The 15042-nt window shown below is 37.6% G+C and carries 18 protein-coding genes; 6 read left to right on the top strand and 12 right to left on the bottom strand.

What is annotated here, in order from left to right:
* Positions 1–87 precede the first annotated feature (87 nt).
* The 11 genes from GFH32_RS00090 to dnaN form a co-directional block, all read right to left on the bottom strand.
* Positions 88–960 carry a 1,4-dihydroxy-6-naphthoate synthase gene (locus tag GFH32_RS00090; RefSeq protein WP_153509145.1) on the bottom strand — a complete coding sequence of 291 codons (873 nt, stop codon included), beginning with the start codon at positions 958–960 and terminating at the stop codon, positions 88–90.
* Between the two features lie 20 nt (positions 961–980).
* Positions 981–1241, bottom strand: a complete 261-nt coding sequence (locus GFH32_RS00085; protein WP_153509144.1) for a hypothetical protein — start codon at positions 1239–1241, stop codon at positions 981–983.
* Positions 1242–1244: 3 nt separating this feature from the next.
* Complete coding sequence (surE, locus tag GFH32_RS00080; RefSeq protein ID WP_153509143.1) at positions 1245–2024, bottom strand: 5'/3'-nucleotidase SurE; 780 nt, start codon at positions 2022–2024, stop codon at positions 1245–1247.
* Between the two features lie 264 nt (positions 2025–2288).
* Entirely contained in the window at positions 2289–2477 is a 189-nt protein-coding gene (locus tag GFH32_RS00075) for a CsbD family protein (RefSeq protein ID WP_149524213.1), read from the bottom strand.
* Positions 2478–2588: 111 nt separating this feature from the next.
* Positions 2589–3170 carry a nicotinate (nicotinamide) nucleotide adenylyltransferase gene (gene nadD / locus GFH32_RS00070; RefSeq protein ID WP_194285654.1) on the bottom strand — a complete coding sequence of 194 codons (582 nt, stop codon included), beginning with the start codon at positions 3168–3170 and terminating at the stop codon, positions 2589–2591.
* Positions 3171–3740 (bottom strand): guanylate kinase, encoded by a 570-nt coding sequence (gmk, locus tag GFH32_RS00065; RefSeq protein WP_153509142.1) that lies wholly within the window; start codon positions 3738–3740, stop codon positions 3171–3173.
* Between the two features lies 1 nt (position 3741).
* The gene (locus GFH32_RS00060) at positions 3742–4614 is read right to left on the bottom strand and encodes a YicC/YloC family endoribonuclease (RefSeq protein ID WP_153509141.1); all 873 of its coding nucleotides are present in this window, start codon (positions 4612–4614) and stop codon (positions 3742–3744) included.
* Between the two features lie 39 nt (positions 4615–4653).
* A complete protein-coding gene (locus GFH32_RS00055) occupies positions 4654–5226 on the bottom strand; it encodes a CAP domain-containing protein (protein WP_153509140.1) in 573 nt (190 codons plus the stop codon).
* Positions 5227–5272: 46 nt separating this feature from the next.
* On the bottom strand, positions 5273–5929 hold the full coding sequence (locus tag GFH32_RS00050) for a DedA family protein (RefSeq protein WP_153509139.1): 657 nt from the start codon (positions 5927–5929) through the stop codon (positions 5273–5275).
* A gap of 124 nt (positions 5930–6053) precedes the next feature.
* A complete protein-coding gene (locus GFH32_RS00045; RefSeq protein ID WP_153509138.1) occupies positions 6054–6710 on the bottom strand; it encodes a DedA family protein in 657 nt (218 codons plus the stop codon).
* A gap of 11 nt (positions 6711–6721) precedes the next feature.
* Positions 6722–7843 (bottom strand): DNA polymerase III subunit beta, encoded by a 1122-nt coding sequence (dnaN, locus tag GFH32_RS00040; RefSeq protein WP_153509137.1) that lies wholly within the window; start codon positions 7841–7843, stop codon positions 6722–6724.
* 127 nt (positions 7844–7970) lie between these two features.
* Here dnaN and GFH32_RS00035 point away from each other — a divergent pair, with 127 nt between their 5' ends.
* The 6 genes from GFH32_RS00035 to GFH32_RS00010 all read left to right on the top strand — a co-directional run bounded on the left by GFH32_RS00035 (position 7971) and on the right by GFH32_RS00010 (position 13459).
* Positions 7971–9113, top strand: coding sequence for a DNA polymerase III subunit (locus GFH32_RS00035; protein WP_153509136.1), 1143 nt, complete (start codon positions 7971–7973; stop codon positions 9111–9113).
* A 100-nt stretch (positions 9114–9213) separates the two neighbouring features.
* Complete coding sequence (locus GFH32_RS00030) at positions 9214–10524, top strand: PSP1 domain-containing protein (RefSeq protein WP_153509134.1); 1311 nt, start codon at positions 9214–9216, stop codon at positions 10522–10524.
* Between the two features lie 13 nt (positions 10525–10537).
* Positions 10538–10999, top strand: coding sequence for a gliding motility lipoprotein GldH (locus GFH32_RS00025; protein WP_160366849.1), 462 nt, complete (start codon positions 10538–10540; stop codon positions 10997–10999).
* Positions 11000–11002: 3 nt separating this feature from the next.
* Positions 11003–12031, top strand: a complete 1029-nt coding sequence (gene lpxK, locus GFH32_RS00020) for a tetraacyldisaccharide 4'-kinase (protein WP_153509130.1) — start codon at positions 11003–11005, stop codon at positions 12029–12031.
* Between the two features lie 253 nt (positions 12032–12284).
* Positions 12285–12659: a hypothetical protein gene (locus GFH32_RS00015; protein WP_153509128.1), complete on the top strand. Its 375-nt coding sequence runs from the start codon at positions 12285–12287 to the stop codon at positions 12657–12659.
* Positions 12660–12832: 173 nt separating this feature from the next.
* The gene (locus tag GFH32_RS00010) at positions 12833–13459 is read left to right on the top strand and encodes a CatA-like O-acetyltransferase (RefSeq protein ID WP_153509126.1); all 627 of its coding nucleotides are present in this window, start codon (positions 12833–12835) and stop codon (positions 13457–13459) included.
* A 55-nt stretch (positions 13460–13514) separates the two neighbouring features.
* On the opposite strand, the gene dnaA is transcribed toward GFH32_RS00010, so the two are convergent.
* Positions 13515–14942, bottom strand: a complete 1428-nt coding sequence (gene dnaA / locus GFH32_RS00005; RefSeq protein WP_153509124.1) for a chromosomal replication initiator protein DnaA — start codon at positions 14940–14942, stop codon at positions 13515–13517.
* Positions 14943–15042: the final 100 nt, after the last annotated feature.

The following is a 15042-nucleotide window of genomic DNA, read 5'->3' as shown; positions in this document are numbered from 1 at the left end:
ACCCTAGTAGCAGACATTTTGACATTAATCGGGCAAATTTAGTTATTACAGATGATAACTAACAGTTTCCCAAATCTTTTTTATCAATTATTTTATTAAATATATATTTTTCTCCGTTGGAGGGATTAGATTTAAGGCTCTTGCTTTTTGAAACATACGATCGACGGCCCTTCTTCCCTCTACGCCTAACTGCTCTGAATAGCTATTAACGTACAATTCAATATGTTTATACATGACCTCTTCTTCCATTTCTTGGGCATGAGATCGAATATATTCCAACCCCGATTTCGGATTTGCGAAGCCAAATTGCACGCTTTCCTTAATCAATCTGTTCACCCGTTCCTTAACCTCTTTCGACAAGGAACGCTTTATGACAATCCCACCTAAAGGAATCGGAGAACCGGTCGTTTTTTCCCAAAAATCTCCTAGATCAGCAACTTTATGCAATCCTTTCTGCATATAGGTGAATCTATTTTCATGGATGATCAGCCCCAAATCGATGCTGCCATCCAATAGGGATTTTTCAATTTCTGAGAAAACCATCTCTTTCTTATTCGTTAAAGTTGGAAATGCCAAGCCCAATAAGAAGTTCGCTGTTGTATATTTCCCTGGGATTCCAATTTTTAATTCTGCTAGCTCCGAGGGCAATTCTCCACCCACATAGGACGCTAATTTTTCCGCTAGTTTTGCGTCTTTGCAGATCAAAAGAGGCCCCACGCCAAACCCCAAGGCGCTTCCTGCATCTAACAGCTCATAGTCTTCCACCGCATAAGCGAAAGCATGGTAACTCAATTTTGTGATATCCAAATCATTGCTGAAAGCTTTCTCATTTAAGGTTTCGACATCATGATATTCCACGTGGAACTGTAAGCCCTCGGTATCAATCTTCTCATGAATTAACGCGTCGAAAATAAAAGTATCATTTGGACAGGGAGAGAATCCCAGTGTTAACTTATCCATATCTAAATAGCCTCCTAGGCCTAAATTGAAATATTTTTTGTAAAAATTAGCGCCATCATCCCTAAGAATGTAGCCAGAATCAATCCGGTTGCAATTTTATCGAAACCACGCTTATGTGCCATCCAGGCACCGACCAAATTAACAGTCGCTGCCAACACATAAAATCCGGCAGGTTTACTTGGAAACAGCTGCATTTGCAAGTCGGTAAACACAGTTAAACAGTAACTTAAAACGGGAGCGATAATTCCTAATACCAAACCCAATAAAAAATTATTCTTCATTTCTTATTTTCCGTCAAAGCTCCATGAATTCAATTCCGGGATAGCATGATGTGCGGTCATATCAAACTGCGTAGGAACAATGGATACAAATCCGTTGGCCAAAGCATATACATCCGTATCCTCTCCACGATCCTGTAGCAGAAAATTACCCGTCATCCAAAAATACTCTCTATTATATGGATCTAAGCGCTCGTCAAATTCCTCAAACCACTTCGCATTTGCCTGACGGCATACTTTAATCCCTTGAATCTCTTTTGAAGCATTTGGAAAATTAACGTTTAACAGCGTATTCTTAGGAAGTCCATTCAATAGCACCTGCTGCGCAATAGTTTTCACATAGCTTCTTGTATGCGAGAAATCCGCGTGATGCGAAAAGTCATCCAATGAAAACCCGATGGAAGGAATGTCTTCAATAGCACCTTCGACCGCTGCAGACATGGTGCCTGAATACAGGACGTTGATGGAATAATTCAACCCATGATTAATTCCCGAAACACATAAATCAGGCTTCTTGCCTTTAAATATTTTGTTTACTGCAAGTTTAACACAATCAACCGGTGTACCGGAGCATTTATACATTTCAACACCCGCATATAAATCGATTTTATCTAATCGTAATGGTCTACCAATCGTAATGGCATGTCCCATTCCCGATTGAGGACTGTCAGGAGCGACAACAATCACCTCTCCAATTTCCTGCATCACCTCTAGAAGCACTTTTATGCCCGGAGCAGTAATTCCGTCATCATTGACAACAAGTATAGTGGGTTTCTTTTTTGACATAATGCTAAGTTAGAGAAAAGAAGTGAAAAGTACCTTTATGCAAAATTGATGATTATGTTATTTATTCATTATGTCGACCAGATGAAGACAGACAATGTCTTAATAGCCATCAAGCTAATTCGAAGCTTAGCCCTTAAATTCAAATGTTCAAGGGCTAAGGTAGGCTTGAGCTAAGTATAAAGTAGGCCTCAGCTACAAACAAAATGACAAAAAAAAGAAAGGTGATTCATATGAATCACCTTTCCTATTTGTACTACATTTTAATTATCCTAAACCTTTCAGCCAGGTAATAACATCTTCTCTTGTTTGTCCGAGCTTTTGTTGAAGTCTTCCTAATAACTCATCATCTTTACCTTCTTCATACTTCAAATCATCATCAGTCCAATCCGCATATTCTTGCTTGATTTTACCTTTCATCTCGTTCCATTTTCCTTTTAAATCTAACTTATCCATTATAAAAATCTCCTTTAATGTTATGTGATTATCTATAATAAGACAACAAGACTAATGGAAAGTTGTTTTGATTTTTTTTAAAAATCGGAATGACGCTGTTTAGCAAGATTGCTAAGTGTATAAACCCTTTTTATCGATAAATTCAATAACCTTATCCGCAGTATAGAATTTTATTGATTTTCCTTCTTTTACAGCCTGACGCAAAAACGTTGAGGATAACTCCATAACTGGCGTGTCGGTCATTCGAATGGAAGGGTGATTTTTAAGATCACCGCCATCATAACCCGGACGGGGGTAGACCACAATTTGGTAATCACGGAGGAGAACCTCTGCATTCTTCCACTTCATTAATCCTTGCAGATTATCTTCACCCATAATTAAGGTAAATTCCTTATTTGGATATTTTTCCCGCAAATGGGTCAATGTATCTATTGTATAAGAGGGTTGAGGCAATTTGAATTCGATGTCAGAAGCTTTCAACTTCTCGGTATCTTCAATGGCTAGATTAACCATCTCTAAACGATCATACATATTGCCCAAACTCTTCTTTTCTTTAAATGGGTTTTGTGGGGATACCACAAACCAAACCTCATCTAAATGGGTATAATTTGCCATATAGTTCGCGATAATCAAGTGTCCAATATGCACTGGATTAAAAGAACCAAAGAACAAACCTACCTTTGAAATACTCATTTAAGCGTTTATAAAATCTAAAACTAGTTTCTCGGCTTCCGCACAGGCAGTATCTAGATCATTGTTTTGAAGCACGACATCAAACTTGCTTGCAAAACTAAGCTCGTGTTCCGCTTTAGCGAAACGCTCCTTTAATTTTTCTGGTGAATCGGTTCCTCGACCAGTAAGTCTTTCCTTTAGCACTTCTAAAGATGGAGGGTTCACAAAAATCGCTAACGCTTGATCCGGGAATTTTGATTTTAAACGCAGCCCACCAACAACATCAATATCAAAGATTACGTGTTTCCCTTCACTCCAGATGCGCTCTACTTCTGATCGCAACGTTCCGTAAAAAGTGCCACTATAAACTTCTTCGAATTCAATAAACTCTTGTTTTGCTACTTTATGAAGAAAGTCCTCTTTGGAGATAAAATAATAATCAATTCCATCCTTCTCCGTTCCGCGCGCTTCACGTGTACTAGCAGAAATGGAAAAAGCTATTTTATCACTATGCTTTTCTAATAATCGTTTAACTATGGTTGTTTTTCCTGCACCTGAGGGAGCAGAGAATATTAATAATTTACCGTTCATGCTATAGTACGTTAAGCAATTGCTCTTTTACTTTTTCTAATTCATCTTTCATTTTTACCACAATCTGTTGGATCTGAGCATTATTTGCTTTAGAACCCAAGGTATTGATCTCTCTTCCCATCTCCTGAGAAATAAAGCCCAATTTCTTTCCATTGGAATCTGCACCGTTTAATGCTTTGATAAAATAATTACAGTGACTGCGTAAACGAACTTTTTCTTCCGTGATATCCAATTTCTCAATATAAAAGACGAGCTCTTGTTCGAAACGATTCATATCAACATTTTCTTTTCCTACAGCTTCCTCCATATACTGATTAATACGTTCACGTATCAATGGGATTCGGCTACCTTCAACAGCTTCTACTTCTGTTAAATGCGATAATATCAATTCGACGCGATGTTGCAAATCTTGCTTTAACACATTGCCTTCATCTTTTCTAAAGGTGTTGAATTTCTCCACAGCGGCATAAAAAGCCGAAGTAAGCACATTACCTTCTTCTTCATCCACTTCGTCATCGTGGCTAATTACTTCTGGCATATTTAGTGCCTGCTCGAAGATGTTTGCTTTAGTATCCCCCAATTGATTTGCTATCGCTTGCAATGTTGAATAGTAGGACTTCAACAATTCTGCATTAATCGATGCTCCTTTAGCTGTCTGATCAACATATTCTGTAGAAATATTGATATTCACTTTACCGCGCTCGATCAGCTTACTACATTCCCCACGAAGGAAAAGTTCCTTGTCAGAAACGGCTTTGGGTAGACGAAGATTAAGTTCTAAGAACTTGGAATTTAAAGATTTGATTTCTACAGTATATTTAACGGTTCCATTATCAGCAGAACCAATACCGTATCCTGTCATCGATTTTATCATATGCAAAGGTATAAAACTTCAAGAAAAGAAATAGGCTAATTACCAATCATGCTTAGCAATAATCACGCAGATATAGGTTTTATAGGTTGAACCACGTGGAACACGGGCAAAGCCTATGCCTACATCTTGAAGAGAACCATTCCATTGATCCATCCCTAAAAGGTGCTTTCTATGCATTTTTCCGGGAGAGCCATGCCCTATTATAAACGCATCGATGGCGTCATTTCCACTTTCATGATTCGCTGCAATAGATTCAAAATTATTATTTGATTTTCGCTTCAACCAGTCTTTATTTAAGTCATATCCTGCTTCTTGGATATAGAAATTCGGGCCAATGCCCTCTGGATTAGTGTGGTCAAAGTAATTTCGATTAGCCATATCATAAGCCCTATACTCCGCCGCCTTGGCCAGTTTGTTGTTCCAGCTTAATTTCGTCCGTGTAACTTTATTAATATTTGAAATTTGCAAAGAACGCCGATATTTCTCTGGATTAGTCCGAATTTTATTGAGGTACTCATAGGCTTGTTTAGCCTCGGAGCGGTCGATCTTGATGTTTTTCTGTGCAAATAGGGGATTAGCCCAAAGGATTATAGCAAGTAATAAATAACGCATAGCTTTTCTTTAAACAGACTAGCAATTACAAAAAGCGTTTAAACAGCTATTGTAATTTCTGTCTCTTTGAGAAACGCCCCTTTAGTACTTCTATTATTGGAGGAAGCAGTGATATGCAGATAATTGCCAGTACCACAAGCGAAAAATTATTTTTTACAAAGGGAATCTGTCCGAAAAAATAGCCCACCGATAAGAACAGGGCGACCCACAAAACTCCTCCAATTATATTATAAGCACCAAATTGTCGATAAGGCATTTTAACAATACCTGCTACAAATGGGGCAAAAGTGCGCACGATTGGCACAAAACGAGCATAAATTATGGTCTTTAGTCCGTATTTCTGATAGAAGCCTTGCGTTTTTTCAAGATAAGCGGATTTAAAAATCTTGGATCCAGGCTTAAAAACTCTTGCTCCAAAGTGCTTCCCAATCTCATAGTTCACAAAATCTCCAATAATGGCAGCTGCAATCAACAGTCCCATCATCACAAATATATTCAGATTGGTTTCGGGTTTAGCAATCAGTGCCCCTGCAGCAAATAAAACAGAATCGCCAGGAAGAAAAGGGGTAACGACAAGACCTGTTTCAGCGAAAATAATCAGGAAAAGGATTAAGTAGGTCCAAGCTTGATATTCCTGCGTAATATTGACTAAATGCTTATCAATATGCAGGATAAAATCGATTAATGTTGTGATCAGTTCCATCTATCTTAAATACCGTACAAAACTCCGAAAGTTTGATTGGATTATCAATTAAAATAATAAACACGTTTATCGCTTTTACTTTCAGTCAGGAGGGAGTGCTTTAAGTATAAAAAAAGAAGGAAGCCTAATTGGCTTCCTTCTTTTTTCCGTATTTTTCTTTTATTACTTCGATTATTGGCGGTACCATCGATAGGATGATAATAGCGAATATCACGATAGTAAAGTTATCCTTGATAATAGGTAAACCTCCAAAGAAGTATCCAATAAATAAGAATGAAGTAACCCATACAACAGCTCCAATAACATTATAAGAAGCAAATTTTGCATATGACATGGATCCAACGCCTGCTACGAAAGGAGCAAAGGTTCTTATAATCGGAACAAAACGCGCATAAATGATCGTTTTACCACCATATTTCTCGTAGAATTTCTCTGTTTTCTCTAGATATTCTTTTTTCAAGAATTTATATTTTCCACTGAAGGCCTTCGGACCAAAATATTTTCCGATATGGTAATTCACCATATCACCTAAAATACCTGCCACCATTAACAGTCCCCACATCACAAAGACGTTTAGATCAGTTTCTGGTTTTGCGATAATCGCTCCTGTTGCAAATAATAAGGAATCTCCAGGAAGAAATGGGGTAACAACAAATCCTGTTTCTGCAAAAATAATCAGGAAGAGGATTAAGTAAGTCCAAGTTTGATAATTATTGACGATTTCCACCAGATGGTCATCGATATGCAGAATAAAGTCAATAATAGTATAAATAAATTCCAATTGCTTTGCTATTAAATATTGTTTAACATCACTGGCATCACTAACATCAAGACGTCAACACCATCTTCTTTAATCGCTGGTAACAATAGGCCTGCACGATTAGGAGTACTCATCTCTAATACAACTTCCTCACAGTTTAAGTTATTAAGCATCTCTACTAAGAATTTCGCATTGAAACCAATTTCCATGTCTTCTCCTTCGAATTGACAACTTAGACGCTCGTGTGCTTCATTAGAAAAGTCTAGATCCTCTGCTGAAATGTGTAACTCTGATCCAGAAATCTTTAAACGTACTTGATGTGTTGTTTTGTTAGCGAAAATAACAACACGACGTAATGTATTTAAGAACAGTGAACGATCTACCGTTAGCTTATTTGGATTTAAACGAGGTATTACAGCTTCATAATCAGGGTAACGCTCATCGATTAAACGACAGATTAAGCTAATATTTCCGAATTGGAAGAATGCGTTTGTATTATTATACTCAATTGAAACATTCACATCATCAGATGGTAAAGATGACTTCAATAAAGTAAGCGCTTTCTTCGGTAAGATTAATGACGTTGGTTTTTCAGCACCGATATCTGTACGACGGTAACGAACTAATTTATGAGCGTCAGTCGCTACAAAAGTTATGGTCTGCTCCGCTAATTGTACTAATACACCAGACATTGCCGGGCGAAGTTCATCGTTACTTACCGCAAAAATCGTTTTGTTAATTGCTTCTAACAATACTGGTGCAGCAAGGTTTACCGTTGAGATATTGTCTACAACAGGGATTTTCGGGAAATCATCGGCATTTTCTCCGCTTAATTTATACTTACCATCGCCTGCACTGATCTCAATCGCCAGTGTACTCATGTCTACAGAAAAAGCAACAGGTTGATCTGGCAACGTTTTCAACGTTTCAATCAAGATTTTCGATGGCATTGCCACACGACCTTCTTCTTTCGCTTCAATCTGCAAACTCGTAACCATACTGGTTTGTAAATCCGTAGCTGAAATTGTCAATAAGTTGTCTTTGATTTCAAACAAAAAGTTTTCTAAAATAGGGAGCACCGTGCTAGAGCTTGAAGCGCCGCTGATAGATTGTAATTGTTTTAATAAAATAGAGGTGGATACAATGAATCTCATTTCCTGGGAAAATAGTTTTTATATGCAATAATACAGAAAAGAATCTAAATATCTGAAATGCAAATACGAGTTACTCGGTAATAAAATCAATGAGGTATCTATATTTTTGTAACTTTGTCTATAAAGTATGCAGTTTAATAGGATAATAGGGCATCAAGCATTAAAAGAACAGCTTGTTTCTACAGTAAAAGAAAATCGGGTCAGCCATGCGCAGCTCTTTCTCGGTCCCGAGGGTTCAGGAAGTCTTGCACTTGCGCTTGCCTATGCTCAATTTATCAACTGCGAAGATAAACAAGCAACGGATAGTTGCGGCAAATGTTCCTCTTGTATCAAATATGAGAAATTAATCCATCCAGATTTACATTTTTCCTATCCCTTTTTTGCGAAGAAAGCTGATGAAACAGCTACTACCTACATGGAGGAGTGGCGTAAAGCTTTTCTAGATAATCCTTATCTAAGTTTAAATCATTGGCGTGGACAACTTGAAGCGGATAACAAACAAGCCAACATCAATATCGCTGAGGCGCACGACATCATCAAAAAACTTAGCCTGAAGGCATTTGAAGCCGAATATAAGGTGCTTATCATGTGGTTGCCCGAATACTTAGATACGCAGGGGAATGCGCTTCTGAAATTAATTGAAGAACCTCCTGCAAAGACCTTATTTCTACTCGTTGCTGAAAATCAAGATAAAATCTTGAATACAATTATTTCTAGAACACAACTAGTGAAGGTCAACAAGCTGAGTCATGAGGAACTAGCAACTTACTTAGTTCAGGAAAAACACTTATCGTCAGATCGCGCTAACGAAATCGCTTTTATTGCTGATGGGAATATTCAGGAAGCGATCGATCAATTAGCGGAAGAATCGAATACACATTTCGATCTACTCATTCGTTGGTTTCGGTTTATAGTAACGGATTCTGGTCTTAATATTATTCAGTTATGTGAAGAAGAGCTGAGTAAACTCGGTAGAGAAAATCAGAAAATTTTCATAATCTACTGTATAAATGTTCTTCGTCAAATAGTTTTAGTACAGAATGGCGCATCCAACATGTTGTTTTTAAAGGGCCAGGAGCTTGAATTTGTTCAAAAGTTTAGTGAAATAACTAGCTTAGAGCAATTGACGGAAGCGATCGACCTCTTGGAAAAAACGCATTATTCTGTCGAAAGAAATGCAAATCCTAAAATATTATTTTTAGATTTATCTTTGCAGTTAGTTTTATTGTTTAAATACAAGTCGTCTCTTAAGGAGACTCAATATATATAAAAAGGAAAATATGGGATGTGGCAGTTGCTCATCCGGGGGTGGTTGCGGAAGCAAGACACTAGGTACTGTTCCGGCCGGTTGTAACAACAACGGGACGTGCATGACCAGCGGATGTAATAAATTAGATATATACGATTGGCTAGTTGATATGGACTTGCCATCAAATTATAAACCGTTTGATATTGTAGAAGTTAGATTTAAAGGTTCTCGAAAAGAGTTTTTTGTCAATACGGACAATATTTATTTAGAGATGGGGGAGATGGTGGCTGTAGAACCTAATACAGGTGGTTACGATATAGGTCACGTATCATTAACAGGCGAATTGGTTCGCCTACAACTCAAGAAAAATAATACAAAAGCGGAAGACGTTGTTAAGAAAATCTATCGGAAAGCGAATGAAAATGACGTAGCCAAATATGAAATGGCTAAAGATTTGGAATGGGAAACGATGCACCGAGCACGTAACTTAGCCTTAGAGCTGGGTCTTTCTATGAAGATCTCCGACGTCGACTATCAGGGAGACAAAACCAAAGCTACGTTTTATTATACAGCAGAAGGTCGTGTCGATTTTCGTGAATTGATTAAGCGTATGGCTGAGGCCTTCCGAATCCGTATCGAAATGAGACAGATCGGGATGCGTCAAGAGGCTAGCCGTTTAGGTGGTATTGGTAGCTGTGGTCGTGAATTATGCTGTTCAACTTGGTTAACGGACTTTAAAACTGTTTCAACGTCAGCTGCGCGCTATCAAAATCTATCCCTCAATACACTTAAATTAGCTGGGCAATGTGGTAAACTTAAATGTTGCTTAAACTTTGAGCTCGATAGTTATATGGATGCGTTAAAAGATATTCCTTCGAATATCGAGCGTATTGAAACGGAAATAGGCGTCGCGTACTTACAAAAGATCGACATCTTTAAAAAGACGATGTGGTTCTCATACCCGAGAGCAGAGAACTGGATTCCATTATCTGCTGAGAAGGTCAAAGAATTCGCTGCGATGAATGCTGAGGGTAAGAAACCTGCCGAATTGGGTATCGTTCCGGACGATGAAGACGAAAAAGAAGTTGCTCCAGATTACGAAAATGTTGTAGGTCAAGATAGTTTGACCCGCTTAGACGATCGTAATAAGAAAAAGAGGAAGAAGAAGAAAAAGAGCCCAAATGCTGCGGCCGATAAACAAGAAGGAACGCCGAAGCCGAAGCAAGAAACAAATTCTACAGCGAAGCCGGAGAATCGACGTCCTCAACAAAAGTCTGCAAATAGTGCAAACAACGATGGACAGCCTGTCAAGGCACAAGACGGAGAAGCTAAAGATGTAAATCAAGCTCCTCGGCCTAAAAAACGTCCAAACAACAATAGAAATAGAAGAAATAATAAACCTCAGGATGGAGGTCCAAAACCAGAAAACTAAGTATATCGTACGAATGAAGACATGTATTGGTTTGTTTTTTATTCTGACCTTATTGGTTAGTTCTTGCCAGGATGGATATTTCTTTGAGAAAAATATCGATATTCCCAATCAAAGTTGGGAATACAAGAACAAGCCTGCTTTTGAAGTTCAGATAACCGATAAAAACGTCAAATTTGATGTTTATGTCAATCTTCGTCATAATGCTTACTACCCCTTCTCGAATATCTATTTGCTATTGCACGAGAAAGGGAAAGGATTAAAAGATACCGCTTATAGACATGAAATAAAGCTTGCGGAATTAGATGGACGTTGGACCGGACGATCTGCTGGCAATCTATACGAGCAATCGGTTTTAATTAAAGAAAGCTACAGCTTTCCGGATACCGGAAAATATAAGTTTTCTATTGAACAAAATATGCGTGAGAACCCACTTCATGGTGTTAATGATGTGGGTCTTAAGCTTATCAAAAAGTAAGTTATGCTAATCTTACGATGGTTATTACTCCCGTTTACCATCCTCTATACCCTAATTATTTGGGTTAGAAATCAATGTTATGATCTCGGCATATTGACTTCAAAAACCTTTCCTGTAAACACTGTCGTTATTGGTAATTTGGCTGTCGGAGGCGCAGGTAAATCTCCCTTGGTTCAATTACTTGTTGACAAATTGCAAGCAGATTATCGCCTTGCAACCCTTAGCAGAGGTTATGGTCGAAAAACAAAGGGTTTTCGGTTAGTTCAGGTTTCGGACAGCGTTGAGCATGTTGGAGATGAGCCTTTGCAATTAAAAAAAAAACATCCGAATATTACCGTAGCGGTTGATGAGAATAGGGCAGAAGGTATTGAGATTCTTCAAAAAGAGCATAACCTAATCCTGTTAGATGATGCCTTTCAACATCGGAAAGTTAAGCCCACATGTTCTATACTCCTTTTTGAATATTATTCCCTACTAAAACCAATACTTCTTTTACCAACTGGAAATTTTCGTGATGGCTTCAATCAGACTAAACGTGCTGATATCATCTTGATTACAAAGTGTCCCGAGAATATCAGTAAGGAAAATAAAGATAAAATCGAGCGTAAGATTCGAAAACAGAACAAGACAGCAGAGATTTTCTACTCTTATATAGTATATAAGCCTCTTCGGCCACTTACAGTGGCTCCAGCGATCGAAGATCTCACAGACCACACAGTTATCCTGTTTACCGGAATAGCCAATCCTAAGCCTTTAGAGGGCTATCTATCAAAACAGGGGATTCCTTTTATACATATAGCATTTCCTGATCATCATAATTATAGCAATTCGGACTACAATAAGGTATTGGATGCATTTAAAAGCGTAGATTCAAATCGAAAGATTATCCTCACAACAGAGAAAGACGCTCAACGTTTAGATTTAGCCAAGTTTTCTAATATCCCGCTCTATTACATCCCGATTGAAACCAGAATTGATCAGGAGACACGCTTTCTTTCCAAATTAGACACGCTGCTTAATCATAACAGTTAGATTGGTTCGACTTCCAATTGTTAATTGGTTCCATTTATTGTATTTCTGGTATAAGATTTCAAAATAGCCATTTAAAGGGTTTCTACTGCTATTTTTATCCCTATTTATACCCTTTTCATCTAATGTCCTTCCTGTTAAGATATGTTAAAAAGTAACAAACGTGATACAATTGAACAATAAATAGATGCAAAGCCCTGTTATTATTGTACAGAAACGGAGTAAATAATAAATGTTTAACGAAAAAAGACAGATCATGAAAAAGTTATTTTTAGCAGTATCCGCAGTATTATTTTCATTAACTCTAACATTTGCACAAGAAGTGAATCCAGAGGAAAAAGCGAAACAAACAGTAACCGAGTGGACTTCACAATTGAATTTAACTCAAGAGCAGCAAACACAAATCTATGATGTTGTGTTAGAAGCAAAGAAAGCAAAATTGGCTATTAAAGCTGATACTGCACAAACAGATGAAGCAAAGAAAGCAGAACAAATTGCGGCTATTACCGCAGACTTAGATAGCAAAGTAGTTGGTTTATTGACAGAAGAGCAAAAACCATTATATGCTAAAATCGTTGAAGCGCGTGCTACGAAACAACAAGCACCTGAGGCACAACCTCAACAACAATAATCTAGAATTATTCATGTTTCATATAAAAGAGGGGTTTGACAATTGTCAAACCCCTCTTTTCTTATGCTAATGGACAAATAGATCCTATTAGCCAACATAAAACGTCTATTACAAATCAACTATTAGTCTTATATTGAATTTTGTAAATAAGATTATTCATCACATAAGAAGACATGAAAACCAGAATTGACATCAATAACTGGCCCCGGAAAAATCACTTTCAATTTTTTTCAAGTTTTGAAGAACCATTCTTTGGAATCAATGTGCAAGTAGACTGTAGCTTGGCTTATTCGAATGCCAAATCACAGAACAAATCATTCTTCCTATACTATCTATATCGTACATTGATGGCCTGCAATGCCGTAGAAAACTTCAAGTATAGAATTATAGATGGCGAGGTGTACCTCTTTGATAGCGTTTATGCTGCCTCCACGGTTAATAGGCCTGATAATAGCTTCGGATTCGGTTATTTCAAATACAATGAAGATGAAGCCATATTCATTGAAAAAGCACTACAAGAAATAAAGACCGTTAGAGCTAGCAACACACTGTTGTCAACACCCTGGGGAGAAAATGAAATTCATTTTTCTGCACTACCTTGGTTTAATTTCACTGGGTTATCGCATGCTCGCGCTTTCTCGAAAAAGGACTCCTGTCCGAAGATATCCTTCGGAAAACTAGCGAGAGGGGCAGACGGGAAAATGATGATGCCCATATCAATACATGCACACCATGGTTTAATGGATGCTTTCCATGTCTCACAACTTTTAGAATACTTCCAGGATCTACTGGATCAATAACAAAAAAGGGTACCTATATGGATACCCTTTAAAAATCTTTTGCTTTACTATATGTTTAAGAAGCTTTTAACTTCTTTTGAATATCTTGCACGTAAGTCTTGAATTTCTTATCTGTTTCGATTAAGTCTTCAACTGTTTGACACGCATAGATTACAGTAGAGTGATCACGTCCTCCAAAGAAACTACCTATCGATTTAAGCGATGATTTTGTATGATTCTTAGCTAAATACATAGAAATCTGTCTCGCCTGTACAATTTCGCGTTTCCGAACTTTCGACTTCACCATTTCTACTGGTACTTCGAAATATTCGCAAACTAATTTTTGAATGTATTCCATTGAAATCTCTTTGTGGGTATTCTTCACAAAGTTCTTCAACATAGATTTTGCAAGGTTCAAATCAATCTCTCGCTTGTTCAATGTAGATTGTGCTAATAAAGAAACCATAGCGCCCTCTAATTCACGAACCGAATTATCAATTTGATTTGCCACATACTCTACCACATTTTCTGGCAACTCAATCCCGTCCGAGTACATCTTTTTCTTTAAGATCGCCATACGAGTCTCTAGATCAGGAACCTGAATATCCGCTGATAAGCCCCATTTAAAACGGCTTAATAAGCGTTCTTCTAATCCCGACAGATCCTTTGGCGCCTTGTCCGATGTTAAGATAATCTGCTTGCCCGTCTGATGCAAATGATTAAAGATATGGAAGAAGATATCCTGCGTTTTCTCTTTACCAGCAAAATTATGAACATCATCCATAATGATGACATCCATTGCTTGATAGAAATTTACAAAGTCATTGATCGTGTTGTTCTTTAATGAGTCAACAAACTGTTGACAGAACTTCTCACATGACACGTAAATTACGAGCTTGTCTGGAAGATTACGCTTGATTTCATTTCCGATTGCTTGTGCAAGGTGTGTCTTACCCAAACCTACATCGCCATAAATCATCAAGGGATTAAATGATGTACCTCCCGGTTTATTCGCTACTGCATATCCTGCTGATCTAGCCAAACGATTACACTCCCCTTCAATAAAATTGTCGAATGTATAGTTTTGGTTCAATTGCGGATCAACTTGCAATTTCTTTAAGCCAGGAATCACGAATGGATTCTTGATGTTTTTATTAAGCGCTACAGGAACAGGAATAGATTGTCTCTTGCCTTCTGCACCATTTCCATTTGAAGGAATGTTCGTTGTATAGGGAGTGTTTGCCGAGGACTTCTCTACTACGATATTGTACTCTAAGCGACCTTGCTCTCCTAAAAACTTTTTAACCGTTTTTCTTAGGATACCTACGTAATGTTCTTCTAACCACTCGTAGAAAAACAAACTAGGTACTTGAATAGTTAAAACGTTTCCTTCAAGACGTACAGCTTTAACGGGTTCGAACCATGTTTTAAAACTTTGTGTCGGTATGTTATCTTTTATGACCGCAAGACAACTTTCCCAAACACTTGTACACGTTTTTTCCATTCTATATTTGTTAATAACTTGATAACCAATAATTGACAAAAATTCTGTTCATAACTTTTATCTACTACGAATATGACCATTTTTTTTTACCAAAAAAACT

The organism is Sphingobacteruim zhuxiongii (genome assembly GCF_009557615.1).
GTDB lineage: Bacteria > Bacteroidota > Bacteroidia > Sphingobacteriales > Sphingobacteriaceae > Sphingobacterium > Sphingobacterium zhuxiongii.
The sequence above is the reverse complement of the archived record's forward strand: the minus strand, read 5'-3'. Positions and strand labels throughout refer to the sequence as shown.

Bases quoted from the DNA above. Each gene is read 5' to 3' on its own strand.
- GFH32_RS00090 (WP_153509145.1), bottom strand. From the start codon at position 960: ATGGATAAGTTAACACTGGGATTCTCTCCCTGTCCAAATGATACTTTT.
- GFH32_RS00085 (WP_153509144.1), bottom strand. From the start codon at position 1,241: ATGAAGAATAATTTTTTATTGGGTTTGGTATTAGGAATTATCGCTCCC.
- surE (WP_153509143.1), bottom strand. From the start codon at position 2,024: ATGTCAAAAAAGAAACCCACTATACTTGTTGTCAATGATGACGGAATT.
- GFH32_RS00075 (WP_149524213.1), bottom strand. From the start codon at position 2,477: ATGGATAAGTTAGATTTAAAAGGAAAATGGAACGAGATGAAAGGTAAA.
- nadD (WP_194285654.1), bottom strand. From the start codon at position 3,170: ATGAGTATTTCAAAGGTAGGTTTGTTCTTTGGTTCTTTTAATCCAGTG.
- gmk (WP_153509142.1), bottom strand. From the start codon at position 3,740: ATGAACGGTAAATTATTAATATTCTCTGCTCCCTCAGGTGCAGGAAAA.
- GFH32_RS00060 (WP_153509141.1), bottom strand. From the start codon at position 4,614: ATGATAAAATCGATGACAGGATACGGTATTGGTTCTGCTGATAATGGA.
- GFH32_RS00055 (WP_153509140.1), bottom strand. From the start codon at position 5,226: ATGCGTTATTTATTACTTGCTATAATCCTTTGGGCTAATCCCCTATTT.
- GFH32_RS00050 (WP_153509139.1), bottom strand. From the start codon at position 5,929: ATGGAACTGATCACAACATTAATCGATTTTATCCTGCATATTGATAAG.
- dnaN (WP_153509137.1), bottom strand. From the start codon at position 7,843: ATGAGATTCATTGTATCCACCTCTATTTTATTAAAACAATTACAATCT.
- GFH32_RS00035 (WP_153509136.1), top strand. From the start codon at position 7,971: ATGCAGTTTAATAGGATAATAGGGCATCAAGCATTAAAAGAACAGCTT.
- GFH32_RS00030 (WP_153509134.1), top strand. From the start codon at position 9,214: ATGACCAGCGGATGTAATAAATTAGATATATACGATTGGCTAGTTGAT.
- GFH32_RS00025 (WP_160366849.1), top strand. From the start codon at position 10,538: ATGAAGACATGTATTGGTTTGTTTTTTATTCTGACCTTATTGGTTAGT.
- lpxK (WP_153509130.1), top strand. From the start codon at position 11,003: ATGCTAATCTTACGATGGTTATTACTCCCGTTTACCATCCTCTATACC.
- GFH32_RS00015 (WP_153509128.1), top strand. From the start codon at position 12,285: ATGAAAAAGTTATTTTTAGCAGTATCCGCAGTATTATTTTCATTAACT.
- GFH32_RS00010 (WP_153509126.1), top strand. From the start codon at position 12,833: ATGAAAACCAGAATTGACATCAATAACTGGCCCCGGAAAAATCACTTT.
- dnaA (WP_153509124.1), bottom strand. From the start codon at position 14,942: ATGGAAAAAACGTGTACAAGTGTTTGGGAAAGTTGTCTTGCGGTCATA.